Annotated in this window: 22 protein-coding genes; 10 read left to right on the top strand and 12 right to left on the bottom strand. The window is 64.2% G+C overall.

What is annotated here, in order from left to right; translation table 11 throughout:
• Positions 1–155 precede the first annotated feature (155 nt).
• Positions 156–1790 carry a methyl-accepting chemotaxis protein gene (locus LW136_RS20770; RefSeq protein ID WP_228207697.1) on the top strand — a complete coding sequence of 545 codons (1635 nt, stop codon included), beginning with the start codon at positions 156–158 and terminating at the stop codon, positions 1788–1790.
• Between the two features lie 22 nt (positions 1791–1812).
• On the opposite strand, the gene LW136_RS20765 is transcribed toward LW136_RS20770, so the two are convergent.
• Positions 1813–2004 (bottom strand): hypothetical protein, encoded by a 192-nt coding sequence (locus LW136_RS20765; protein ID WP_044315161.1) that lies wholly within the window; start codon positions 2002–2004, stop codon positions 1813–1815.
• A 223-nt stretch (positions 2005–2227) separates the two neighbouring features.
• Here LW136_RS20765 and LW136_RS20760 point away from each other — a divergent pair, with 223 nt between their 5' ends.
• The 5 genes from LW136_RS20760 (at position 2228) to LW136_RS20740 (ending at position 6974) form a co-directional block, all read left to right on the top strand.
• Entirely contained in the window at positions 2228–3145 is a 918-nt protein-coding gene (locus LW136_RS20760) for an aldo/keto reductase (protein ID WP_234173964.1), read from the top strand.
• A 7-nt stretch (positions 3146–3152) separates the two neighbouring features.
• Positions 3153–4478: an NTP/NDP exchange transporter gene (locus LW136_RS20755; RefSeq protein ID WP_234173962.1), complete on the top strand. Its 1326-nt coding sequence runs from the start codon at positions 3153–3155 to the stop codon at positions 4476–4478.
• 60 nt (positions 4479–4538) lie between these two features.
• Positions 4539–4961 (top strand): HPF/RaiA family ribosome-associated protein, encoded by a 423-nt coding sequence (locus LW136_RS20750; protein WP_234173960.1) that lies wholly within the window; start codon positions 4539–4541, stop codon positions 4959–4961.
• Positions 4962–5072: 111 nt separating this feature from the next.
• The gene (locus LW136_RS20745; protein ID WP_234173958.1) at positions 5073–5633 is read left to right on the top strand and encodes a histidine phosphatase family protein; all 561 of its coding nucleotides are present in this window, start codon (positions 5073–5075) and stop codon (positions 5631–5633) included.
• Positions 5634–5762: 129 nt separating this feature from the next.
• On the top strand, positions 5763–6974 hold the full coding sequence (locus tag LW136_RS20740; RefSeq protein ID WP_042922647.1) for an aldose 1-epimerase family protein: 1212 nt from the start codon (positions 5763–5765) through the stop codon (positions 6972–6974).
• A 501-nt stretch (positions 6975–7475) separates the two neighbouring features.
• Here LW136_RS20740 and LW136_RS20735 read toward each other — a convergent pair.
• The 8 genes from LW136_RS20735 to LW136_RS20700 all read right to left on the bottom strand — a co-directional run bounded on the left by LW136_RS20735 (position 7476) and on the right by LW136_RS20700 (position 14891).
• The gene (locus LW136_RS20735; protein WP_014821949.1) at positions 7476–7688 is read right to left on the bottom strand and encodes a cold-shock protein; all 213 of its coding nucleotides are present in this window, start codon (positions 7686–7688) and stop codon (positions 7476–7478) included.
• A 684-nt stretch (positions 7689–8372) separates the two neighbouring features.
• Positions 8373–10322: a response regulator gene (locus tag LW136_RS20730; RefSeq protein WP_042922648.1), complete on the bottom strand. Its 1950-nt coding sequence runs from the start codon at positions 10320–10322 to the stop codon at positions 8373–8375.
• A complete protein-coding gene (locus tag LW136_RS20725) occupies positions 10312–11184 on the bottom strand; it encodes a sensor histidine kinase (protein WP_014821947.1) in 873 nt (290 codons plus the stop codon). Before LW136_RS20725 ends, LW136_RS20730 begins: the two co-directional genes overlap by 11 nt.
• Entirely contained in the window at positions 11177–12187 is a 1011-nt protein-coding gene (locus tag LW136_RS20720) for an ATP-binding protein (protein WP_042922650.1), read from the bottom strand. Before LW136_RS20720 ends, LW136_RS20725 begins: the two co-directional genes overlap by 8 nt.
• Positions 12184–12588, bottom strand: a complete 405-nt coding sequence (locus tag LW136_RS20715; protein ID WP_003281109.1) for an ATP-binding protein — start codon at positions 12586–12588, stop codon at positions 12184–12186. The genes LW136_RS20720 and LW136_RS20715 overlap by 4 nt, the downstream gene beginning before the upstream one ends.
• Positions 12585–12947, bottom strand: coding sequence for an STAS domain-containing protein (locus tag LW136_RS20710; RefSeq protein WP_041015300.1), 363 nt, complete (start codon positions 12945–12947; stop codon positions 12585–12587). Before LW136_RS20710 ends, LW136_RS20715 begins: the two co-directional genes overlap by 4 nt.
• Positions 12947–13795 (bottom strand): STAS domain-containing protein, encoded by an 849-nt coding sequence (locus LW136_RS20705; protein ID WP_042922653.1) that lies wholly within the window; start codon positions 13793–13795, stop codon positions 12947–12949. The genes LW136_RS20710 and LW136_RS20705 overlap by 1 nt, the downstream gene beginning before the upstream one ends.
• A gap of 196 nt (positions 13796–13991) precedes the next feature.
• Positions 13992–14891: a LysR family transcriptional regulator gene (locus tag LW136_RS20700; protein ID WP_234173957.1), complete on the bottom strand. Its 900-nt coding sequence runs from the start codon at positions 14889–14891 to the stop codon at positions 13992–13994.
• 102 nt (positions 14892–14993) lie between these two features.
• Between LW136_RS20700 and LW136_RS20695 the strand changes: the two genes are divergently transcribed.
• The 4 genes from LW136_RS20695 to LW136_RS20680 all read left to right on the top strand — a co-directional run bounded on the left by LW136_RS20695 (position 14994) and on the right by LW136_RS20680 (position 19924).
• Positions 14994–16232: a 3-hydroxyacyl-CoA dehydrogenase gene (locus LW136_RS20695; protein WP_234173955.1), complete on the top strand. Its 1239-nt coding sequence runs from the start codon at positions 14994–14996 to the stop codon at positions 16230–16232.
• Between the two features lie 2 nt (positions 16233–16234).
• Positions 16235–18025 carry an acyl-CoA dehydrogenase C-terminal domain-containing protein gene (locus LW136_RS20690; RefSeq protein WP_234173954.1) on the top strand — a complete coding sequence of 597 codons (1791 nt, stop codon included), beginning with the start codon at positions 16235–16237 and terminating at the stop codon, positions 18023–18025.
• 270 nt (positions 18026–18295) lie between these two features.
• On the top strand, positions 18296–19459 hold the full coding sequence (locus tag LW136_RS20685) for an iron-containing alcohol dehydrogenase (RefSeq protein ID WP_234173953.1): 1164 nt from the start codon (positions 18296–18298) through the stop codon (positions 19457–19459).
• A gap of 33 nt (positions 19460–19492) precedes the next feature.
• Positions 19493–19924, top strand: a complete 432-nt coding sequence (locus LW136_RS20680) for an acyl-CoA thioesterase (protein ID WP_044316037.1) — start codon at positions 19493–19495, stop codon at positions 19922–19924.
• A 112-nt stretch (positions 19925–20036) separates the two neighbouring features.
• On the opposite strand, the gene LW136_RS20675 is transcribed toward LW136_RS20680, so the two are convergent.
• From LW136_RS20675 to LW136_RS20665, 3 genes are all read right to left on the bottom strand, one after another.
• Positions 20037–20498 carry a glycine zipper domain-containing protein gene (locus LW136_RS20675; protein ID WP_003303059.1) on the bottom strand — a complete coding sequence of 154 codons (462 nt, stop codon included), beginning with the start codon at positions 20496–20498 and terminating at the stop codon, positions 20037–20039.
• Positions 20499–20695: 197 nt separating this feature from the next.
• Positions 20696–21544, bottom strand: a complete 849-nt coding sequence (gene fdhD / locus LW136_RS20670; RefSeq protein WP_228207688.1) for a formate dehydrogenase accessory sulfurtransferase FdhD — start codon at positions 21542–21544, stop codon at positions 20696–20698.
• A 270-nt stretch (positions 21545–21814) separates the two neighbouring features.
• Complete coding sequence (locus LW136_RS20665) at positions 21815–24376, bottom strand: PAS domain-containing hybrid sensor histidine kinase/response regulator (RefSeq protein WP_234173952.1); 2562 nt, start codon at positions 24374–24376, stop codon at positions 21815–21817.
• Between the last annotated feature and the right edge of the window lie 167 nt (positions 24377–24543).

The raw sequence follows: 24543 nt of genomic DNA, 5'->3' as shown, positions 1-24543 counted from the left end.
AACCATGGTCTTCATCCGGAAGTACTGGGTGAGGCGGCGATTCCTCTTGATGTGGCGCAACGGAAATCGCGCGCGGCTGTGCAATTGTCGACCGGTGACCTGTTGCCGCAGTTGTTGTAGCCGATAGCAAGGAAAGCCTCTCGAGGAGCGACGCCATGCCCCGCCTGTTCACCGATCTCGGATTCCGCTGGAAGATCACCTTGCCCATTGCGGCGCTGGCCCTATTGCTGGTGCTGATGGGCGTTTTCGGGATGCGTGGCATCGAACGCGTCACCGACTCCAGCGAGGTCTTGGCCACGCGCCATCTGCCGGCCATCGGCTTGCTGCTCAATGCCGATCGCGACCTGTATCAGGCCTTCGTCGCCGAGCGCAGCCTGCTCGACAGCGATGCTGGCGAGCATGTGCAGGCACTCAAGGCCAGCCATGCGGAAAACCTCAAGCAGGCCTACGATCGTGTGCAGAAGTACGCAGCCATGCAACCGGGCGCCGAGGCACTGGCGCTGGTCGAGCAGTTCAATGGCGGCTTTCAGCAATGGTCCGCGGTATCGCAGCGGGTCATCGAGCAGGTCGATCTCGATCCTCAGGCCGCCAGCGCGTTGAGCTTTGGTGACAGCGAGGTGCGCTTCGATGCCATGCGCGATGCCATCGACAAACTCGGCGAACTCGAAGGCGCAGCCGCCGAGGCCGAGGGCGCGGCGGCGATCGCCGAGGGCGCCGCCACATCCAGCCAGCAGACCGCGGTGCTGATCATCGGCCTGCTGGGCTGCGCACTGCTCATCCTCGGCCTGCCGCTGGTGGTGCTGCGCCCGATGCGCCGACTGCTCGATCGGCTGAAGCAGATCGCCGATGGCGATGGCGACCTGCGCGCCCGTCTGGAGGTGCATTCGGCTGACGAGCTGGGCCAGCTCGGGAATGCCTTCAATCGCTTTCTCGACAAACTACAGCCGCTGATCGCTGAGGTCGGACGGGTTACCGCTGAGGTCGAGACCGCCGCGCGTGGCATGGCGGCGATGGCTGAAACCAACGATCAGCTGATCAGCAGCGAACACGCCGCGGTCGATCAGGTGACCACTGCCGCGACCGAGATGAGCGCGGCGGTGCATGAAGTCGCGCTCAATGCGCAAAACGCATCGGACGCCGCGCGTGCGGCGGAAACCCAGTCACGCCAGGGCGCGTCGGTGGTCAGCAGTACCATCCAGTCGATCCGCCAGCTGGCCGGGGAGGTCGAAGGCGCTTCGCAGACCATCGGTGCGCTTGCCGAGGAAACCGCCAGCATCGGCGCGGTGCTCGAAGTGATTCGCGGCATCGCCGAGCAGACCAATCTGCTCGCGCTCAACGCCGCCATCGAGGCCGCGCGCGCCGGTGAGCAGGGCCGCGGTTTCGCCGTGGTGGCCGACGAGGTAAGGGCACTGGCCGCGCGCACGCAGGATTCGACCAAGGATATCCAAGCGCGCATCGAGCGCCTGCAGAGCGGCGTAGACAAGGCCGTACAGGCCATGCAGACCGGCAGTGACAAGGCGCGAGACAGTGTCGAGCGGGCATCCGGCGTCGATCAGGTGCTGGCGGAAACCTCCGTGTCGGTGCAGCGCATCAACGATATGGCCGCCCAGATCGCCACCGCGTGCGAGGAGCAGAGCAGCGTTACCGAGGAAATCGCGCGCAACATCACCGATATCCGTGACCTGTCCAACGAGGCGGCCACTTATTCCTCGCAGAGCATGCTCGCCAGTCAACAGCTGTCCGGGCTGTCGAAGACGCTGGCGGAACTGGTTGGCCGTTTTCGTACCTGAGACCTGATATCTGGGCGCTGTCTTACAGCGCGCCCCACAGCAGCCGGCCCAGGCCGCTGTCGTTCGGCAGCAGAAGCAGGCTGAGAATGAACACCAACAGCAGTCCTGCGGCATAGCAGAGACTGCTCAGCCGGGAGCGTACCCAGGGGCGCGGCGCGGCGGGTGCCTGGCCATCGGGACTCTGCTGGCGCGACTGGCGTAGGTTGAAGGACATGTTCGTCTCGACAGTTACCAACCCGCCGTCAGCGCAGCAGGCATCGGAAGCGGCGCAGTAAAGCGCAAATAAGGGCATATTGCCACTATTGCGACATCGTTATCGTACGCTTCGGCGCCACATGAAACATCAGGAAAAGCTCCGTACGTCGCCGGACCGGTATCGCGAAATGACTCGACCATACTCAGAGGTCGATACCGCAAACGACCGGAGACCCCCACCCATGCCGACGCGCCGCCAGATCATTCAACGTACAGCCGTGGCCGCAGCGATGCTGGCGCTCGGTCCGCTGTTGCCGTCGCTGGTGCGGGCAGCCGAGGCGCTGCGTCGACGCGAGATTCCTTCCACCGGCGAGATGCTACCCGTCATCGGCCTTGGCACTTCGCGGACACATGACATAGGCCTGGATGATCCCGAGATGGCGCGGCTGCTCGAGGTGCTGCGCGTGCTGCTCGATGGCGGCGCATCGCTGATCGATACCGCGCCGAGCTACGGCAATTCCGAGCGCGTCGTCGGTGAGCTGGTCGAGCGGCACGGCCAGCGCGACAAGGTCTTCCTCGCCAGCAAGGTATCCTCCAGCGGTCGCGAACGCGGCCTGGCGCAGATCGAAGCGAGCTTCAAGGCGCTGCAGACCGACACCATCGACCTGATCCAGGTGCACAACCTGCAGGACACCCGCACCCAGCTCGGCCTGCTGCGCGAACTCAAGCAGGAGGGGCGGGTGCGCTACATCGGCGTGACCCATTATCTGGAGTCGGCCCACGACCGCCTGCTGGAGACGCTGAAGCAGGAGAAGGTCGACTTCGTGCAGTTCAACTATTCGGTGGGCGAGCGCAACGCCGAGAAGCAGCTGCTGCCGTACTGCGCCGACCACGGCATCGCCACGCTGATCAACCGGCCGTTTACCCGTGGCAACCTGCTGTCCAGGGTCAAGGACAAGCCGCTGCCGGCCTGGGCGGTGGAGATCGATGCCAGCTCCTGGGCGCAGCTGCTGCTCAAGTTCATCCTTGCCGAGCCGGCTGTAACTGCGGTCATACCGGCGACTTCCAACCCGCGCTACATGGCCGACAACCTGCTCGCCGGCCAGGGGCGGCTGCCGGATGCGCGACAGCGGCAGATGATCGTCGACGCCTTCCGCTGAGCGCCGAATGCCGACTTCGCTAGCCGCTCGCGGGGCCGCGCTGATCAATGCCCGCCCCGGGGAACTGCATGCCGCGCTGGCCGGGTTCAGCCTGTTCTTCTGCCTGTTCTCTGGCTACTTCATGCTGCGGCCGATTCGCGAGTCTATGGGCATTCAGGGCGGCGTCGAGAACCTGCAGTGGCTGTTTACCGCGACCTTCATCGCCATGCTGGTGGCGGTGCCACTGTTCGCCTGGCTCAACTCGCGGGTCGCGCGCATCCATTACATCGACTGGGTGTACGGCTTTTTCTGCGTCAACCTGCTCGTGTTCGCGGGGCTGTTCTTCCTGCTCGGAGACAGCGTCTGGCTGGCGCGGGTGTTCTACGTGTGGATCTCGGTCTACAACCTGTTCGTGGTCTCGGTCGCCTGGAGCCTGATGGCCGATGTGTTCGACGCTCCGCAGGCGCGCCGGCTGTTCGCCTTCATCGCTGCTGGTGCCAGTGTGGGCGGTCTGGTCGGACCGGCGACGAGCGCGCTGTTGGTCGGCGTGCTCGGTCAGTTCGGGCTGATGCTGCTGGCGGCGCTTTTGCTGGTCGCCGCGGTCGCGCTCAAGCACTACCTGATGGTCTGGCGCGAGGAGATGGGTGCCGGCCGTCCCGGCACCGAACATGCCGAAAGTCCACGGCGACCGGTAGCGGGCAATCCATTCAGTGGCCTGACGCGGGTGCTGGGCTCGGGCTATCTGCTCGGCATCGCGGCGTTCGTGCTGCTGCTGACGACCGCCAGCACCTTTCTCTATTTCGAACAGGCAAGGCTGGTCGCCGAGCTGTTTCCGGATCGTGCCGAGCAGGTGCGGGTGTTCGGTGCGATCGATTTCGTGGTGCAGGCAGGTGCCTTGCTGTCGCAGCTGTTCATCACCGGGCGCATCGCACAGCGGCTCGGCGTGCGGATTCTGCTGGCCGCCGTACCGGCGCTGGTCTGCCTCGGGTTCGTCGGCCTGGCCCTGGCGCCGACCTTTGCCGTGCTGGCCGCCGTGATGATCGTGCGTCGCATCGGCGAATACGCCTTCGTCCGCCCGGGCCGCGAGATGCTCTTCGCGCCGCTGGATGCCGAGAGCAAGTACAAGGCGAAAAACTTCATCGACACCGTGGTCTATCGCGGCGGCGATGCCCTGAGCGGCTGGGCCAAGAGCCTGCTCGACAGTCTCGGTCAGGGCGTCTGGCTGATCGCCCTGGTCGGCGCCGTGTGCGCGGCGGTTTGGGGTGTGCTGGGTTGGCTGCTCGGTGGTCGGGCTGACCGTGCGGGCGCCACGCCCGCCGACCCGCCTGGGCCCGCAACCGGACGAAGCAGCTGAACCTCGCCGACGCGCGCGCCTCGAACCCTAGTAGGTACGTCATCTATCAGGAGTAGTCGTATGCAAGTGCAGGTCAATAGCAACCACATCCCTGGCAGCGTCGAGCTGCACGAGTGGGTCGGTACGACCGTTGAGGATCGGCTCGAGCGTTTCGACGACTTCCTCACCCGAGTGGAAGTCCATGTCAGCGATGAAAACGCGCAGAAGGCCGGCGCCGATGACAAGCGTTGCCAGATCGAGGCGCGGCCCAAGGGGCATCAGGCGGTGTCGGTGACGCACAAGGACGAGTCGCTGCAGCTGGCGGTCGATGGCGCGGCGGACAAGATGCAGCGCGCGCTGGAGCATCTGATGGGCAAGTTGGACACCCGCGTACTGTCCAGCGGCGAGTTGAATGATCCGCTGCTCGACGAGCAGCCTCAGGCCGTCAAGGATGCGATGCTCGAAGAGGAATTCCTGGAAAAGCAGGACGAGCTCGACAAGTGACCCCGTCGCCCCGGCCGCGGGTCGGGGCGTTTCCACCCGCTTCATTCTCTTTCTATCCCCCTGCTGGCGGGCATGCGTCTTGGCGGCCGGGCCCGTGTATCCGGTAGCCAGATGCAGATCATCCTCGTGCGGCACGGTAGACCCGACCACGGCGCAGCGCGCTGGAGCACGCCGGTTGGCATGAAAACCTGGGTCGAGCGCTACAACGCTGCGGAGGTCGTCGCCGCCGAGCGCCCGGACAGTCTGGTCGCACTGGCAGGCTCGGTTGGCATCGTAGTCTGCAGCTCCCTGCAGCGCTGCATCGAATCGTGCTCGCATCTGGAATGCGACTGCTGTGAACTACCTGATCCGCTGTTCGCCGAGCCGCACCTGCCGTATCCCGAGTGGGGACTGCCGCTGTTGCCGTCGCGCTTCTGGCGCCTGGCGTTTCGCACCGCCTGGTTTCTCGGCTTCGCCAGCCATACCGAGCACATCCGAGAATCCACAAGGCGTGCCAGCGCAGCGGCCGATCGGTTGATCGAGCTGGCCGAGGCCAATGAAAGCGTGTTGCTGATGGGGCACAAGATCATGAATGCGCTGATCGCCCGGCAACTTCGTCAGCGCGGCTGGCGTGGCCCCGCACTGCCGCTGCTCACCGGCTACTGGCAGCCGAGTCGCTACAGCAAGGGCTGAAAGCCAAGCTAGAGCACTCCGTCAAGCTGCATTCCGCCTCCCTTCGGTCATTCGGCAACCGCTTTGGCTTGCCAGATGAAACGTTTCAGCTACCTTGAGCAGGAGTCATAACAACAAAGGGAACCCCCCATGACCCGTTTGCAGCTTCTCCTCGGCCTGGGCATCTGCCTGGCCACCCCTGCCATGGCCTGGGAACAGGTGCTGATCGACCACGACAAGCCGGCGAAGAACTGGCGCATCACCAGCGAAGAGCTGGGCATCGACGCGCCGACGCCATTCTCGGTCAGCATGCGTACCTTGCATGGCGGCCGGCAGGAAGGCGTCAGCCTGATCGAGATCGACAACGGCAGCATGCGCATGACCGTTGTGCCCACGCGCGGCATGAACGTGCTGGAAGCGGTGGCCGGCGAGGTACGCCTGGGCTGGGATTCGCCGGTGGATGAAGTGGTCAACCCGGCCTTTATCGAGCTCAACGGGCGCGGCGGGCTGGGGTGGCTCGAGGGCTTCAACGAGCTGGTCACCCGTTGCGGCTTCGAGTGGGTCGGCCACCCCGGCGAAGACAACGGCGAACTGCTCACGCTGCATGGCCGTGCGGCGAACATTCCGGCCTCGCGCGTGGTGCTGCAGATCGATGAAAAGCCGCCCTATGCCATTCGCTTGCGAGGCGAGCTGCAGGAGAAGGCCTTCAAGAAACTCGACTTCGCGATTCTCACCGAGCTCAGCACCGAGCCGGGTCGTGCCGGTTTCTCGCTGCACGACACGCTGACCAATCAGGGTGACTACGCAAAGGAATACCAGGTGCTGTACCACACCAATTTCGGCACGCCGCTGCTGGAGGAGGGCGCGCGCTTCGTGGCGCCGGTCAAACAGGTCTCACCGTTCAACCCCCGCGCGGCGAAGGAGCTGAGCGACTGGCAGCGCTATCGCGGCCCGACCAGGGACTACGACGAGACGGTGTTCAACGTGGTGCCCTATGCGGACGAACAGGGCCAGACTCTGACCATGCTGCACAACCGCGCCGGCAATCTCGGCGTCAGTGTCGGCTTCAATACCGCCGAGCTACCGGTGTTCTCGCTGTGGAAGAACACCGATACCGAGAAGCAGGGCTACGTGACCGGCCTCGAACCGGGTACCAGCTTTTCCTACAACCGCCGCTATCAACGGCCGTTGGGATTGGTGCCGAAGATCGAGCCGGGTGAGCAGAAGCATTTTCGCGTGAGTTACGAGCTGCTGGTCAATAGCGCCGCAGTCGACGCCGCGCGCAAACGGATCGAAGCGGTACAGGCCGGTCGCGACACTGAAATTCGTGACGAGCCGCTGGTTGACCTGTCCAAGGACTAATACGTCTGCTGGACAGGTTTCGCGCGTTTTGGCTCTCGTCGCAGCGATGCACCGTCGATACGGTGCATCGCTTGCTCAGGATGGCTCTAAGTCAGGCCTTTCAGGGCGACTGCGAGGCGCTCCTTGGGTCTGAAAGTTCCCCGGCTCCTGCAGCTATAGCAAAAGGCTTACAAGAGACTGCGGCGTTCGACCCTTTTACCGTCCACGGCGTGTAATTAATCTACACCCACTCTGAAGCGCAGGACGCGCTCAGGATCAGGAAGATCGACCATCGCCAGGACGGCAATCGAAGGGAATTCGGAAAGGTCAGAAAAAACCCGCTTCGGCGGGTTTTTGCTTTTCTGACGTATTCATATGCCGCTGGCGCTGTACGTCGACCGCGCGTATTTGCGACATTCAGAATTCGCACCCATTATTTTCCGATTATGGGAAAGCCGTTGCGTCAGATATTACGGACGAAAAAAAGCCCCGCCGAAGCGGGGCTTTTTTGTATCAGGCGTCTTAGGAGACTTGAACCTGATCAGCCTGCATCCCTTTCTGGCCTTTGGTAGCCATGAAAGAAACCGCTTGGCCTTCGCTCAGGCTTTTGAAGCCTGTGCTTTCGATTGAACGATAATGAACGAACAGATCTTCGCTGCCATCGGTCGGCGTAATAAAGCCGAAACCTTTTTCATCGTTGAACCATTTGACTGTGCCATTTTGACGAGTAGACATGAGTATCTCCCAAGGTGTTTTAAGGCTGCAGCACTGAAGCATTCGGTGCCGAGACTGAGAAGCGAGAAGCAAAACGAACCGAGGAGATGAAACAGAGAAACATCATGCCGGGTGTCGAAGTGTTAATTGCGAAGCAGTGGGGGCGAATATACGTAGATTTAAATATATGTACAGCTTTTATTTGCGATTTAAATAACTTGGCTCCTTTAAGTGAGCCCGCGAGCTCAAATATTTAGGGTTTAACTAGTTGTTAATCATCAATATTGTATGAGCTATGGAGGCAAGAGAAATAATTCAACAAATGTTCCACGCTAATAGTTCGTAGCGGGAGCATCGCTTGCCGACAAAGCAGCGGGGGTGCGTGGCCGCGCAAAGGCGCCTTCTGTCCCGCCAGGCTGGTAAGCGCGACAGTGAAACGACACGTTCGTTTTAGCTATAGCGAAAGGCTTACAAGAATCCCGGTTTTTGGCTCTTCATTGCCTGCGGCCTGATGATTAATCTATGCCCACTCTGAAGCGCAGGATGTGCTCAGGATCAGGACGATCGACCACGCCAGGAAGGCAGCCGGAAGGATTCGGATAGGTCAGAAAGAACCCGCTTCGGCGGGTTTTTTGTTGCCCGCGCCATGCGAATCAAGCGCAGATCGGTAATTTTTAAGCGGCGGTGGATGGCCGGTCGGCAACGTCAGGCTTCGTCGAGCAGACCGCGGATCTTGATCAGCAGGTCTGCACCTTCGAACGGCTTGAGTACCAGCTCCATGCGCTCATCGACAAAGCCCTCGCGACTGGATGCGCTCTCCGCATAGCCGGTCATCAGCACCACCGGCAGTGTCGGACGCTCACGGCGTGCCCATTCGGCCAGCTGGCGACCGGAAAGACGGGGTAGCCCGACATCGCTCAGCAGCAGGTCAATCGACGGGTCGGCCTCGAGCAGAGACTGGGCGGTTTCCACGTCGCCCGCCTGGCTGCAGCGGTAGCCGGCTTCGATCAGTGTCTCGGCGATCAGCATGCGCACGCTGGGCATGTCTTCCACCACCAGCACGTGCTCGTGGCCGACCAGCCGCATCGAACTATCCGGCGCTGCGGCAGGCGTCGCTGCCTGTTCGCCGTTGGCGGCGGGCAGCAGGAGGGTGACTTCGGTTCCGGCGCCGAGCGTGCTGCGAATGCTCGCATCGCCACCCGACTGCAGGGCAAACCCGTAGATGCTCGATAGCCCCAGCCCTGTGCCGCGGCCCTGCGGCTTGGTGGTGAAAAAGGGATCGAAGACCTTGTCCAGCACGCCGGGATCGATACCCGTTCCGTCATCGCCCACGCACAGGCCGATGTAACGACCTGCGGCGAGTTCCGCCTTCTGGCCGCCATCCGAGGGGAACGTACTGATGCGGATATGCCCGCCTTCGGGCAACGCATCGCGGGCGTTGATCACCAGATTGAGCAGGGCGCTCTCGAACTGGCTGACGTCCACGCGCGCCACCGCGGGCTCGGCGGTGAAGTCGAAGGTCAGCGTGATGCGTTCGCCGATGGTGCGCCGCAGCAGGTCTTCCAGCGAGCGGATGCGTTCGTTGATATCCAGCGCCCGTGCATCCAGCGGCTGTTTGCGAGCGAAAGCCAGCAGGCGATTGGTCAGCGACGCTGCACTGCGCGCCGAGCTGAGCGAGGCATCGGCAAAGCGCAGCACGCTGTCGGCGCGGCCTTCGATGATGCGCTGCTTCATCAGCTCGATGCCGGTGATGATGCCGGTGAGCAGGTTGTTGAAGTCGTGGGCGATACCGCCAGTGAGTTTGCCCAGGGCGTCCATCTTCTGCGCCTGCAGCAGCTGCTCTTCGGTGCGCGCTCGCTCGGCGACCTCGTGGGCGAGCTGACTGGTGGTAGTCGCGATTTCCTGGCGCTGTGCGCGTTCACGCAGACGCTGTTCGGTCACGTCCTCAACGAACACCAGGCCCAGGCCCTGTGCGCGGTACGGCGAAATTTGCCACTCGGTCTCGCGGGTATCGCCGTTGACCTGCATTTGCAGCGGCGTTTGCCAGCGCTCGCCGGCCTGAAGATGTGCGCTCAGCTCGGCGAGAATCGCTTCTTGGCCGGCGGCGAAACGTTGCGACAGGGGAGCCGTCGGGCCGACGGCTCCCACTAGCAGTTCAAACGCATGGTTGCACTCGTGCAGCTGCAGTTCGGCGTCGAGCACCGCGATGGGCGCGGCGACATGGAAGAAGATTTCCCGGAAGCGCGCCTCGCTGTCACGCAGTGCGCGCTCGGTATCGCGCACCCGCAGCAGGGTGCGCAGCGTCGCCAGCAGCACGTCGGGATCGACCGGGTGGATCAGGTAGGCATCGCCGCCGGCATCGAGGCCGGTGATGATGTCGTTGGTCTCGATGGAGGCGGCGGACACGTGAATCAGCGGCAGCAGGGCGGTGTTCGCATCGGCGCGCAGCTGGCGGGCGATGTCGAAGCCGCTCATGTCCGGCAGGTTGACGTCGAGGATCAGCGCATCCGGCGCGGCGTTGGCCACCAGTTCCAGGCCTTCGCTGCCAGTGCCGGCTTCCAGCACCTGATAGCCATGGCGTTCCAGTACCCGGCGCATCGCATAGCGCGTCGGCGCGTTGTCGTCGACGATCAACAGACGGCTGTCACGCTCCATCGGAAGGCTCCGTATCAATCGCCAGAGGCAGGACTACATAGAACTCCGAGCCCTTGCCTGGTTCGCTTTCCACACCGACACGGCCACCGAGCAGTTCTGCGAAACGCTTGCACAACGCCAGGCCGAGGCCGGTGCCGCGCAGGCGCTTCTGCAGCGGCGAGTCGACCTGGGCGAAGTCTTCGAAAAGCCGGTCGTGCAGCTCGGGGGCGATGCCGATACCGGTGTCGCTGACGGCGAAGCGGACCTGCTGCGGGTTTTCCATCCGGGCCGACACGCGCACCACCCCCTGAGGCGTGAACTTCACCGCGTTGGAGATGAAGTTGCGCAGGATCTGCGCCAGCTTCTTGTCATCGGTATAGAGCCGCGGAATGCCTTCGGGCTCTTCGAAGATGAGGTCGATCGGCGAGCCCTCTACGATGGGGCGGAACATGCCGCGCAACGCCGAGAACAGGTCGAGCATGTCGAACCAGGCCGGGGAAATGCTGACGCGGCCGGCTTCGATCTTGGCCAGGTCGAGCAGATCATCGACCATCTCGCTCAGCTCGCTGGCGGCCGAGCTGACGAAACGCACCTGCGTGTGCTGTTCCGGGCTCAACGGGCCGTCCAGTTCGTCGCTGAGCAGGCGGGTGATGCTGAGGATCGAGCCCAGCGGCGTACGGAACTCGTGGCTCATGTACGACAGAAAGCGACTCTTCAGGTCCGAGGCCTGGCGCAGCTGCTCGGCCTGGGTGTCCAGCTCGGCATACAGCGCCAGTACACCCTGATTGGTTTCTTCCAGTTCGGCGCGCAGCGATTCATTCGCCCGGCGCAGCTGTTCGAGCTGGCCGGCGTCGCCGGTCTCGGGGGACGTCGGATCAGCCACGGGGAGCCTCCAGATTGAGTGCCAGCACGGTCACGTCGTCGCGACCGCGGCAGAAGTCGCGATGCAACAGTGCGGCGATGATGGCCGGGTGACGGTGAACGAGACCGGGGTAGTCGCGCAGATTCCAGCGTGTTTGCAGGCCATCGCTGTAGAGCACCAGGAGCCGCGCCTCGCCCAGCGGGTAGTCGAAGACATGCGCCTTGCGAAAGCGCACGCCGACGATGCCAGGATGTGAGGCCAGGCCACGCGAGCCCTCGCTAGCGATCAGGCTGGCGCCGATATTGCCGATGCCGGCGAAATCCAGCGTCTGACGCTGGCCGTCGAAGTGCGCGATGGCTGCGGCGCCGCCACGAGTGCCGTTCATCGCCTGGTGCATATTGCTGAACAAGGCAAAGGGGGAATCCAGTGGGGATTCTGCAAACGCCACCGCACCTGCCAGTGCGGCCTGTTGGGCAAGCTCGCCATGGCCGATGCCATCGATGACCAGGGCGCTGCAGCGCTGCCCGTCGAAGGCCAGCTGCCAGGCGTCGCCACAGGCTGTTTCGCCTGGATAGGGATGCTGGCTGACGCCATAGCGCCACGGCGGCGGCTGCACGCCGCGAGGAAACAGCTGCGCCAGCACCACCGAGCCGCGGGCGTCGGAATAGGAGTCGAACACCTGGGCCTGACGCGCCAGCGCGCCGAGCCCGATGCCCTGGGTGCCGCGGGTGGAAAAGCCGTCGGTCAGGCATTGATCGAGGTCGAAGCCCGGTCCGCGGTCGATCGCGATGATTTCGACGCCGCGCCCCTCTCGTCCAGGAATTACGCGCAAGTGCAACTCGCCGCGCCCGGCGTGCTTGAGCAGGTTACTGCCCAACTCGGTGGCGAGCAGGGCGACGCGCCCGGCATCGGTGGTGTCGAAGTCGTGCTGTTCGGCCAGCCGCTGGGCGACCCGGCGGGCGTGGCCGATCTGGCTGTTGTCTTCGATCAGCAGGACCTGGGTGACGCTTCCCTGAACGTTCATGTCCACCGCGTGATGGTGATTCGGGTGCCCGCGCCGACCGTGCTGTCGAGTTCGAACTCGTCAACCAGCCGCTTGGCGCCGGTCAGCCCCAGGCCGAGCCCACTGCCGGACGTCCAGCCGTCGGTCATGGCCAGCTTGATGTCGGCGATGCCCGGGCCTTCGTCGCGGAAGGTCAGGCGCACGCCGACCCGCGTGCCGTCCTCGATCAGCTGCCAATCCATGTCGCCACCGCCGCCGTAGACCACGGTGTTGCGCGCCAGCTCGCTGACCGCGGTGACCAGCTTGGTCTGGTCGATCAGGCGCATGGCGCATTCCTGGGTCAGCTTGCGCACGGTCTGCCGCGCCAGCACGACATCCTGTTCGAGGCGCACCGGCTGGCTGCCGCTGCTGCGCACGATCATTGCGCGGCCACGCGGGCGCGCAGCAGCTGCATGCCGCGCTCGACGTTCAGCGCGGTGCTGACGCCGGGCAGTTCGAGGCCGAGTTCGACCAGGGTGATGGCCACGGCGGGCTGCATCCCGACCACCACGGTCTCGGCATCCATGATCCGCGACAGGCCGGAGATGGTGCCGATCATGCGGCCGATGAAGGAGTCGACCATGTCCAGTGCGGAGATATCGATCAGCACGGCCTTTGCCGACGTCGCGCTGATGCGTTCGGCCAGGTCGTCCTGCAGGGTCATCGCCAGTTGGTCGTGCATGTCGACCTGGATGGTGACGAGCAGAAACTCGCCCATCCGCAGAATGGGTATGCGATCCATTAGACGGCCTTCGTCACGGTGAGGCCGGAACGGCGCAGGGCCAGGGCCAGGGCGTCGGCCAGGCTGGCCTTGGTGACGATGCCTTGCAGGTCCAGGCCCAGGTGCACGATGGTCTGCGCGATCTGTGGACGCACGCCGCTGATGATGCAGTCGGCACCCATCAGGCGAATCGCGGTGACCGTCTTCAGTAGATGCTGGGCAACCAGGGTGTCGACCGTCGGCACACCGGTGATATCGATGATGGCGATTTCCGAACCGGTATCGACGATGCGCTGCAGCAGCGATTCCATCACCACCTGGGTGCGCTGCGAGTCGAGGGTGCCGATCATCGGCAGGGCGAGCACGCCATCCCACAGTTTGACCACCGGAGTCGACAGCTCCAGCAGCTCTTCCTGCTGACGCTTGATCACCTCTTCGCGGGACTTCTGGAAGGTGCGTACGGTGTACAGCCCCAGGCTGTCGATCAGTTCGGATACCGCCCACAGCTGCTCGGCGAATACTGCCGGCTCATTGGCGTACTCGCTCTGCAGCAGGGCCATCAGCGGACGCTTGATGGCGAAGATGAAGCCCGCGGTCTGTTGCGAATCCATGCCAAGCAGTGCGCGGCTGCGCGAGAGTTTTTCCAGATACAGACGCATGCCGTCCCAGGCCGGACCGTTGATATCGGCCGAGCCGTCTGCCGTTCCGCTGATCAGCTGGCGGATGAAGTCGACGGTCTGCTGGGCCAGTTCTTCGGGCTTGACGTTGTGATAGCCGCCCAGATTCTGCAGGTCGGACTTCCAGCTGCTGAGCAGTTCGGCCTGATTGCGAGTGATGGTGTCGGTGGTACGTTGCAGCAGGGCCGCCATAGGTCTAGCTCCGGATTTGATTTGATCGTCCATGTTCACCATGGCGCATTAGCAAGAGTAGATATCCACCTTGCTGCGATGTTCCGCGCAGCCGGCCGCAGTCGCCTGCTTTCGGGAAATTCCCGACGGAAACGCTGGGAGATACTAGCAAATGGATATTAGCCAGGCGCGAGATTCGTTGCGCTCGATTCGCGCCTCAGCCAGGCGCCACGGCGTCGATCTGCTCGATCAGCCATTGCAGCGCCGAGTCGTTCTGTCGCTGTGCGACGCTGACGATATCCAGCGCGAAGGTGCCGAGATCGAACGGCAGCTCGAAGGTTTGCAGCGGTAGCAGCGTGGCGAAATAGCGCGCCAACTGGGTCGGCAGTACGGCAGCGAGGTCGCTGCTGGCGACGATATGCGCGGCCTGCAGGTAGTTCGGCGTGGTGTAGACAACCTTGCGTTCAAGCCCTTGGGCTTCCAGCCACTGGTCGACCATGCCGCGGGTCTGGCCACCATGCACCCACAGGTGGCGCAGGCGCAGAAAGGCATCCAGATCCAGCCCCGCCGTCAGCAGCGGGTGGTCGCGCCGCACCGCCACCTGCAGCGTCTCGCTGGCCCAGCGACGTACGTGAAGGCGTGACGGCACCTCGAGAAAGCGCCCGAGCACCAGGTCGACCTCGCCGTTGTCCAGCGCTTCGACCGGCAGCGTCGGCGTCAGGTGCTGGATCGCCAGCTGGATGCCGGGTGCGTGCTCGGCCAGACGCCGCATCAGCGCCGGCATGCAGATCAGCTCGACATAGTCGGTCACGGCGATGCGGAAACGCTGGTGGCTGCGCGCCGGATCGAAGGCTTCGTCGGCAATCAGGCTGTGCTCGATCTGCTGCAGCGCGTGACGGATCGGTGCTTCCAGTGCCAGCGCCCTTGGTGTCGGCTGCATGGCTCGGCCGGCACGCACCAGCAGCGGGTCGTCGAGCAACTCACGCAAGCGATTGAGCGCGTTGCTGACTGCCGGCTGGCTGAGCGACAGCCGTTCGGCGGCGCGCGAGACGTTGCGCTCGCGCAGCAGGGCATCCAGCACGCGGAGCAGGTTGAGGTCGAAGTTGTAGGTATTCATTTGGTGAATCCGAAACATCACAAGACTAAATTTCAAAAATAGTAGCGTCTTCGTCTATGGTTGGTCTCCAGTTTTTCCAGCCTTGCAACGAGGACAGCTGCAATGAGCCAAGACCGCTTCGATATCCAGACCGCCGCCGTGATCGGGGCGGGCACCATGGGCCGCGGGATCGTCATGAGCCTGGCCAACGCCGGCGTGCAGGTGCGCTGGCTGGACAACAACCCCGAGATGCTGGAACAGGCGCTGAGCGTGGTAGCTGACACCTACGCGCACAATGTGCGCCAGGGCCGGATCGACGAGACTCAGGCGGCTGCACGACGCGCCTGCGTCAGCAAGGCGGCCGATTACCAGGCACTGGCCGAAGTGGATCTGGTGATCGAGGCGGTCTACGAGAATCTTGAGCTCAAGCAGAATATCTTCCGCGAGTTGGACGGCATCGTGAAGCCGAGCGGCATCCTTGCCAGCAACACTTCGGCGCTGGATATCGACGCCATCGCCGCGGTCACCAAGCGCCCTGAGCAAGTTGTGGGTCTGCACTTCTTCAGCCCGGCGCACATCATGAAACTGCTGGAGATCGTCCGCGGCGCGAAGACTTCCAAAGCGGTGCTCGAAGCATCCACCGCGCTCGGCAAGCGCATGGGCAAGGTCAGCGTGGTCGCCGGCAACTGCCCGGGCTTCATCGGCAACCGCATGCTCGCCACCTATGTGCGCGAGGCGCGGATGATGCTGCTCGAAGGCGCCTATCCGCATCAGGTGGACGCCGCGCTGCAGGGCTTCGGTTTTGCCATGGGCCCGTTCCGCATGTACGACGTGGTCGGTATCGACCTGGAGTGGCGCGCCCGTGAACTGTCCGGCAAGGGCCAGGATGAGCCTGAGGTGCAGGTCGACAATCGTCTCTGCGAGCTGGGCCGCTTCGGCCAGAAATCGCGCATGGGCTACTACCGCTATGCCGAGGGCAGCCGCCAGGCCGAGCACGATCCGGAAGTGGACGCCCTGGTGCAGCGTGAGTCCGAGCGGCTCGGCTATGAGCGTCGCGAGATTGGCTCGGAGGAGATTCTTGAGCGCTGCCTGCTGGCGCTGGTCAATGAGGGCGCGAAGATTCTCGAGGAGGGCGTGGCTGAGTCCAGCGCCGATATCGACACCGTCTACCTCTACGGTTACGGCTTCCCGGCCGAAGTCGGTGGGCCGATGACCTGGGCCGATCGCCAGGGCCTGCCGGCCATTCGTGATCGCCTGAATGCCCTGGCCGAGCAGCGCGGCGAGCACTGGAAGCCTGCCGAGCTGATCGACAGCCTGGCCACTCTTGGCGGCCGCTTCGCCGATCACAAGAAGGAGGCGTGAGCATGGAATACAAGGCTCCCCTGCGTGACATGCGCTTCGTCCTGCACGAGCTGTTCGACGCCACCGGCCATTGCGAGCTGCTCGGCAACGGCCTGGACCGCGAGCTGATCGACGGCGTGCTGGAAGAAGCGGCGCGCTACACCGGCGGCGAGATCGCGCCGCTCAATCGAAACAGCGACGAAGAGGGCGTGACCCTGGAAAACGGCGAAGTGCGCACGCCGCAGGGCTTCGTCGAGGCCTACAAACAGTACGTCGACAACGGCTGGGCGAGCATGACCGGGCCGACCGAATACGGCGGCCAGGGCTTCCCGCAGCTGGTGGCCTGCAACTTCCACGAGATGCTGATGGGCGCGTCGCTGTCCTTTCGCATCTATTCCGGCCTCACCGAGGGCGCGGTGCTGGCGCTGTACAAGCACGGCAGCGATGAGCTGAAGAATGCCTATCTGGAGAAGCTGGTCAGCGGCAGTTGGAGCGGCACCATGTGCCTCACCGAGCCGCAGGCGGGCACCGACCTCGCCCTGCTGCGCACAAGGGCCGAGCCGCAGGCGGACGGCAGCTACAAGATCAGCGGCAGCAAGATCTTCATCTCCGGCGGCGAGCACGACATGAGCGAGAACATCGTGCACCTGGTGCTGGCGCGCCTGCCGGATGCGCCGGCCGGGGTGAAGGGCATCAGCCTGCTGCTGGTGCCCAAGTTCATCGCCAATGCCGACGGCACGCCGGGGGCGCGCAATGCGCTGAGCTGCGGCGCCATCGAGCACAAGATGGGCATCAAGGGCGCGGCGACCTGCGTGATGAACTTCGATGGCGCCACCGGCTGGATCGTCGGCGAGCCCAACCAGGGCCTGGCGTGCATGTTCACCATGATGAACGACGCGCGCTTCCAGGTCGGCTTGCAGGGGCTTGGCATTGCCGAACAGGCTTATCAGGGCTCGCTGGCCTACGCCCGTGAGCGCTTGCAGTCTCGTGGGTTGGCAGGCGCGCAGCATCCGGACAAGGTCGCCGACCCGATCATCGTGCACCCCGACGTGCGCCGCATGCTGCTGACGCAAAAGACGCTCGTTGAAGGCAGCCGCATGCTGGCGGCCTACTGCGCCCGCCAGCTGGACCTCGAACACGGCCATCCCGAGCCGAGCTATCGCAAGGCGGCGAGCAAGCGCGCGGCGCTGCTGATCCCCATCGTCAAGGCGTTCTTCACCGACATGGGCCAGGAGGTGGCGAGCCTCGGCGTGCAGGTCTACGGCGGCCACGGCTATATCCGCGAATGGGGCATGGAACAGCTGATGCGCGACAGCCGCATCACCCAACTCTACGAGGGCACCAACGGCATTCAGGCGCTGGATTACATCCGCCGCAAGCTGCTCGGCGACGGCGGCGCGGAACTGTCGGCGCTGCAGGCGGAATTCAGCGAGATTTGCGATCGGCAGATCGACCGGCCGGCAATGCACGACATGGCCAGCAAGGTGCAGGCACGCATCGGCGAATGGCGCGAGCTGACTGCCGAGATCATTGCTGCCACCGGGCGTGATCCGCAGGAGATTGGCGCGGTGTCGGTGGACTTCCTCCAGTACTCCGCCTATGTCTTGTTGGCCGGGCTGTGGCTGCAGTCCGCGGCGCGCGCGCAGGATGTGTTGGAGCAGGGTACGGGTGAAGAGGCGTTCTATCAGGCCAAGCTAGCCAGTGCGGACTTCTATCTGCGTCGTGTACTGCCGCGGGCCAGTGCGCATCGGGAAGCGATTCAGGGTGGGGCCGAATGTTTGATGGCGCTGCCGGAGACGGATTTTGCGTTTTGAGTGAGGCTGACCCGCGCGGGGCTCGCAGTAGATCAAAGTCGGTTTACTGGCGATGCCTGGTTTTGTGCGAGGCCATTCCTTGCTCCCTTCACCCCTAAGCCGGGCGCCCCAACCCTCTCCCCAGTGGGGAGAAGGATTGACGAGTGACGGTAGGACGCGGTGTTGGGCTACAACACAGAACTACCCCCTCTCCCTTTGGGAGAGGACTGGGGTGAGGGCGCTTTTCGATGGGCTGTCACCGACGCCGAATCAAAACACTCAGGAGGCAGCATGCATCCGTTCAGCTTTGCCACAACCGCGCAATTGATCTGTGAGCCCGGCTCTTCTCGTCGTTTGGCTAGCCTCTGCAAGGAGCGCGGGGCGCGTTCCGTATTGGTCGTCACCGATCCGGGCATCACCCGTTTCGGCCTGCTCAACGAGGTCTTGCCTGGCTTCGAGACGGAGGGGCTGCAGGTCGCTGTGTACGATCAGGTCATCGCCGATCCGCCAGAAAATATCGTAATGGCTGCGGTCGAGCAGGCTAAAGCGTGCAGCGCCGATCTCATCATCGGCTTTGGGGGCGGCAGCTCCATGGACGTCGCCAAGTTGGTGGCGCTGCTTGCTCATCCGGCCTGTGCCCAATCACTGCAGGACATCTACGGCGTCGGCAATGCCAAGGGCCAGCGCCTGCCGCTGATCCAGGTGCCGACCACTGCGGGCACCGGTTCCGAGGTTACGCAGATCGCGATCATCACCACTGGTGAGACGACCAAAATGGGCGTGGTCTCGCCCTTGCTGCTGCCTGATCTGGCGCTGCTCGATGCCGACCTCACCCTCGGCCTGCCTCCAGCGGTGACCGCGGCCACCGGTATCGACGCCATGGTGCACGCCATCGAGGCCTACACCAGCGCATTGAAAAAGAATCCGATGTCCGACCTGCTGGCCCGCGAAGCGCTGCGACTCTTGGCGGCGAACATCGACGAGGCGGTGCATAACGGCAGCAATCGCGAGGCGCGTCAGGCCATGCTGCTCGGCGCCTGCCTGGCCGGGCAGGCGTTCGCCAATGCGCCAGTAGCGGCGGTGCATGCCTTGGCCTATCCGCTGGGTGGCAACTTTCATATTCCGCACGGGCTGTCGAATGCGCTGGTGCTGCCGCAGGTGCTGCGCTTCAACGTCAGCGCGGCGACCACTCATTACGGCGAGCTGGCGCCGATCATCCTCGGTGATCGTTTGCGCGCCGACGACCCGTCCACCTATGCCGAGCAGTTGATTGAGGAGTTCGAGCAGATGAGTGCGCGCGTTGGCCTGCCGACCCGGCTGCGCGATGCCGGCGTGCCGGAGGAGATGCTGCCGCAGCTGGCCAAGGAGGCGATGCTGCAGCAGCGCCTGCTGGTCAACAACCCGCGCGAAGTCACCGAAGCCGATGCGCTGGCGATCTATCAGGCGGCGTATTGAGCCCCCTTTTACTACTGCACGCGGAAACCACCCATGCCTGAGCAACCCAAGCACCTGCGCCACGATTACCGGCATTTTCAGCCGATCACCACGCGCTGGCACGACAACGATATCTATGGCCACGTGAACAACGTCGTCTATTACGGTTTCTTCGATACCGCGGTGAACAACTATCTGATCCAGCAGGGCGGGCTGGATATCCAGGGCGGTGAGATCGTCGGTTTCGTGGTCAGCTCCGCCTGCGACTACTTTGCGTCGATCGCTTATCCGGACGTCATCGAGGTCGGGCTGCGGGTGGCCAGGCTGGGCAACTCGTCGGTGCAATACGAGCTGGCAATCTTCCGCGAGGGTGAGCAGGAGGCGTGCGCCGCGGGTCGCTTCGTGCATGTCTTCGTTGAACGCGCAAGCAACCGTCCCACCGCCATTCCCGGGCGCTTGCGCGCCGCGCTGGAAGCCTTGAGTTAATCCGCTCGGCGCATCCAGCAGAAGCCCGTAAAAGAGCTCGCCCGAAGCGGCTGGGCCGGTCCGGGCGAGGCAGTGATGGCTGCGAGACGGCAATGCCTGCCGTCTGCGGCCCTCAGTGATGCTTGTGTTTGTGCTTGTAATGACCCTTGGCTTTGCCTGGATGGCCATAGTAGCGGCGATCATCCCGGTAGCGACGGTCACGCCGGTAGTCATCATCATCGTCGCCGTAGGCATTGCCGATCGCGCCGCCAGCGCCGCCGCCCACGGCTGCGCCGATCAGCCCACCCGTGCTGCCACCGACCTGCTGGCCGATGACATTACCGCCAGCGGCGCCGAGGCCACCACCAATGGCCGCTTCGGTACGGCTGCGTTTGTCCGCACCGACCATGCCACCAGCCGCGCCGCCAACGCCGGCACCGATGGTGGCGCCGGTCGAGCCCCCCAGATGCTCTCCCACCACTGAACCCAGTGCACCGCCAAGCGCGCCGCCGACGGCGGCTTCGGTGTTGCTGCCGGCGAAGGCTGCCGCGCTGAGCAGACTGGTGGATAACAGGAAAATCGAGGCGTACTTCATGGAGTGATCCCGTATGTGGATTGCGCCGCGATCCTCACGCGCCGCTGCGCTTGCGGCAAGAGCGTTCCGATGAAATGCGTGATCCGGTTGGCGTTTGCTAACTATTTGATTTCGATAAGGAACAAGAGGATGTTTCGAATGGTCTCAAGTTGCTTGTGGGGCCTGAGCGCAGCGCCTTTACCCCCTCGGAATCAGCATCAGCCTTGCGCGCGCACCGCTGCGGCAGGGCTGTAGATCCGCGGCGGGCTGTGCTGTGGCAGGTGGATGAGGTTGAGGTTATGCCGCTGCGCCCACTGGGCGGCCAGGCCGGTGGGTGAAGACAGGCTTACCAGCGCTGGAATCCCGGCCCGCTGAACTTTCTGCACCAGCTCCAGGCTGCAGCGGCTGGTGACGATCGCCAGGCCGCCGGCCGCTGCACAGCCGGAGCGGGCCATGGCGCCGATCAGCTTGTCCAGCGCGTTATGCCGTCCGATATCCTCGCGGCCCAGGCGGATCTCGCCGTTGGCGTCCATGAACAATGCGGCGTGCACCGCCCCGCAGTCGCGCCCCAGCGGTTGAAACGCTTCGATTCGTTGACGCAGGTCCTGCAACCAGTGCGAGGGCGGCAGTGGTGCTGCCGGCATGATCGGCAGGCGCGGCAGTGCCTGCTCCAGCGCTTCGACCCCGCAGAGTCCGCAGCTGCTGTTGCCGGGTAGCTGGCGGCGTTGCTGCTTGAGGCGCCAGAACGCGCGGCTGGCGATGTCCAGCTCAGCGCGCCGGGCACTGCCGCTGCCGTGCAGGCGAATGTCGTAGATATCATCCAGCGACTCGACGAAGCCATTGGCCAGGCTGAAGCCAACCACGAAATCTTCCAGATCGGCCGGCGAGATCATCATCACCGCCTGGCTCAGCCCGTTGTAGGCGATCGCCAGCGCGCACTCCTCGGCAAGATCGACTGCGCATTGCGCGACATCGTCGATCGGCTGGTAGCAGTAGCGCTGGCTGGCGCCGGCAGGTGGTTGCGCGGCAGCGGCGACGCCGGCATTCAGGCGAGACGGGGCGTTCATCGGCAATTCGGTCCAGTTAGTCGCCTGTTTGGCAGGTTCGGTTGGTCAATTTCGGCGTCCATGGCCCCGATACTGGGTTGCTGCTCCTCGCCATAACCCGCTATGACTCGTCGCAGCGCCTTGTCTCGGCCATTTACATCCGAACCTGCCTCAACCCACTCACCGCACAGGCCACGAGGTCTGACGAGACCGGCGTTCTGCATCGCTGCAACTGCAGTGCATGCTCGCGGCCGGCGGATAGAGTTATGACCCCAGCCGGCCGCGGACGATTCACCGCTGGTCGCTATCCGCCAGCATGTCGCGTACGCGCTTGGCCAGCGCATCGAGGTTGAACGGCTTGCTGATCATGTCCATGCCCGGTTCGAGGAAGTCCGCGCTGGCGGCCTGCTTGGCATAGCCGGTCATGAACAGCACCGGCAGATCGGGGCGATGCTGGCGCGCAACATCCGCCAGTTGCCGGCCGTTCATGCCGGGCAGTCCGACATCGGTGACCAGCATGTCGATGGTGGGCGTGCTCTCAAGCAGGCGGATCGCCGCATTGCCGTCGGCGGCTTCCAGCGTCTGATAGCCGAGCATCTGTAGCACGTCGATGACTAGTAGGCGCACCGCCGGATCATCCTCGACCACCAGGACGGTTTCACCTTGCTGGGCCTGAAGCGGGCCGTCGTCTTCGCCGGCAGGCGCGACGCTGACGCCTTGGTCCTCGAATACGGGAAGGTACAGGCTGACCTGGGTGCCTTCGCCCGGTTCGCTGGCGATCTGGATATGGCCGCCGGCCTGCCGGGTGAAGCCGTAGACCATGGAAAGGCCGAGCCCGGTGCCCTGGCCGATGGGTTTGGTGGTGAAGAACGGTTCGAAGACGCTGGCCAGCACCTTGGGGCTCATGCCGCAGCCGCTGTCTGTCAGGCAGAGGATGACGTAGCGCCCGGCGGCCAGATCGCCCACATCGCCCTGCCTGTACAGTTCGACATTGCGAGTTTCCAGCAGCAGGGTGCCGCCGTCAGCCATGGCGTCGCGGGCGTTGATGACCAGGTTGAGCAGCGCGCTTTCCAGCTGGTTTTCGTCGCTGGAAACCGGCCACAGACCTTGCTGCAACTGATTGCGGATCTGGATATGGCGGCCCAGCGTGCGGCTGAGCAGGTCGTGCATCGATTCGATCAGCTGATTGAGTTCGACGCGCTTGAGGTTCAGTGGCTGACGCCGGGCGAAGGCGAGCAGGCGGTGGGTCAATGCCGCGGCGCGATTGGCCGAGGTGACCGCGGCATCGATGAAGCGCTGTGTTTCGCCGTGGCGGCCGGACTGGATGTAGCGCTGGATCAGGTCCAGGCCGCCGATGATGCCGGTCAGCATGTTGTTGAAGTCGTGGGCGATGCCGCCGGTCAGCTGGCCGACTGCTTCCATCTTCTGCGCCTGACGCAGCGCTTCCTGTGCCTGCTCGCGGCTGGCCATTTCCTTGAGCAGGCGTTCGTAGACTTCCGCCAGGGCCTGGGTGCGCTCCTGAATACGGCTTTCCAGTGTCTCGTTGAGTTCGCGCAGCGCCTGTTCGGCGCGCCAGCGCTCGGTGACATCCAGCGCCATGACGAAGAAGCCGAGCACGTTGCCCTGGCCGTCACGGCGCGGCAGGTAGTGCACCAGCATGCGTCGGGGCTGGCCGTCGCGGTGCGGGCTATGGGCCTCGAAGGTCACGTCGCGGCCGGCGAGGGCATCACGGATGCTTGTCTGGCGCTCGGCATAGCCACGTTCACCGAGCACTTCGCGGGCAGTCTTGCCCAGCAGCCATTCGGTCGAGTGGCCGAACCAGTCGGAGTAGTAGCGGTTGTTGAAGCGAAAACGTTCCTCGGCGTCGACGTAGCCGATGAGCACCGGCAGTGCGTCGGTGACCATCTTCAACTCGGCTTCGCTCTGGCGCAGGGCATCTTCGCTGGCCTGCTGTCCGGTGATGTTCATCACTGCGCCGGGGAAGCGCTGTGGCCAGCCCTGCTCGTCGCAATGGCAGCGCCCGCGCGCCAGCGCCCAACGGGTGACGCCATCGTCGCTGCGCAGCCTGTAGCGCTCGTCGAGCGTACCGCGCTCGACGATGCAGCGCTCCAGCGCGGCGCGCAGGAGTGGCACGTCGTCGGGATGGACATGATCGAAAAAGGCTTCGCTGCTCAGGCCGTTCGGCCCGGACTGGGCCACCGGCAGGATGCGGGAAAGCTCAGCCCCCGCCGGAATCTCGCTGGCCTGGATGGCCCAGTCCCAGATGCCGATCAGGTCGCTGGCCTCGAGTGCCAGTTGCAGGCGCTGTTCGCTGGCGCGATGCACCTCGGCGCTGAGCTTGTAGTGCAGGGCGGTCTGCGACAGGCGGGTTTCGGTGCGCACGCGTTCGCTGGTTTCGCTGAGGCACAGCAGCAGGCCGCCGATGCCGTGCGAGGCGTTGCGAATGGGGCTCAGGGCGAGGTCGAACCAGGCTTCCACCGGAGCGCCATCGCGTTCGATGACCAGTTGCTGATTGCGCAGTACCCGTGGCTCACCGCGGCGAGCAGTGTCGCAGGCCGGCTCCAGCAGGGCCCAGGTCGCGCCCCAGCGGTGGCAAGCGGGCTGGCCGAGTTCGGCCGGGTGGCGATCGCCGATCAGTGCGGCGTGGGCGTCGTTGTACAACTGCAGCGCCTGGTCGCCCCAGAGGATGCACATCGGCAGGGGTGCTTCGAGAATGGTGTCCAGCAGCAGCCGTAGCGAAGCCGGCCAGGCGTCAGGAGTTCCGAGCGCAGTCGCACCCCAGTCATGCCGGCGGATTCGCTCACTCATCTCGCTGTGACTATGGGGCCAGAATTCGGCGCCTACTGCTGCCATGTTGCTTCCTATCGATCATCCGTGGGCGAACTACGAGCGGCAGGGCATGTGCTGCGCACCGCTGCGCTGTTTCGATGCGTGCCGGCCCGGGCTCGTCCTGAGCCGGTTCCCGCCGACGGCAACTGTTGCGTAGTGTAAAGCTTCCGGCTGCCGAAGGCAGCGCCAGC

This window comes from Stutzerimonas kunmingensis (assembly GCF_021432085.1).
GTDB lineage: Bacteria > Pseudomonadota > Gammaproteobacteria > Pseudomonadales > Pseudomonadaceae > Stutzerimonas.
This window is presented reverse-complemented; position numbering and strand designations above follow the sequence as displayed.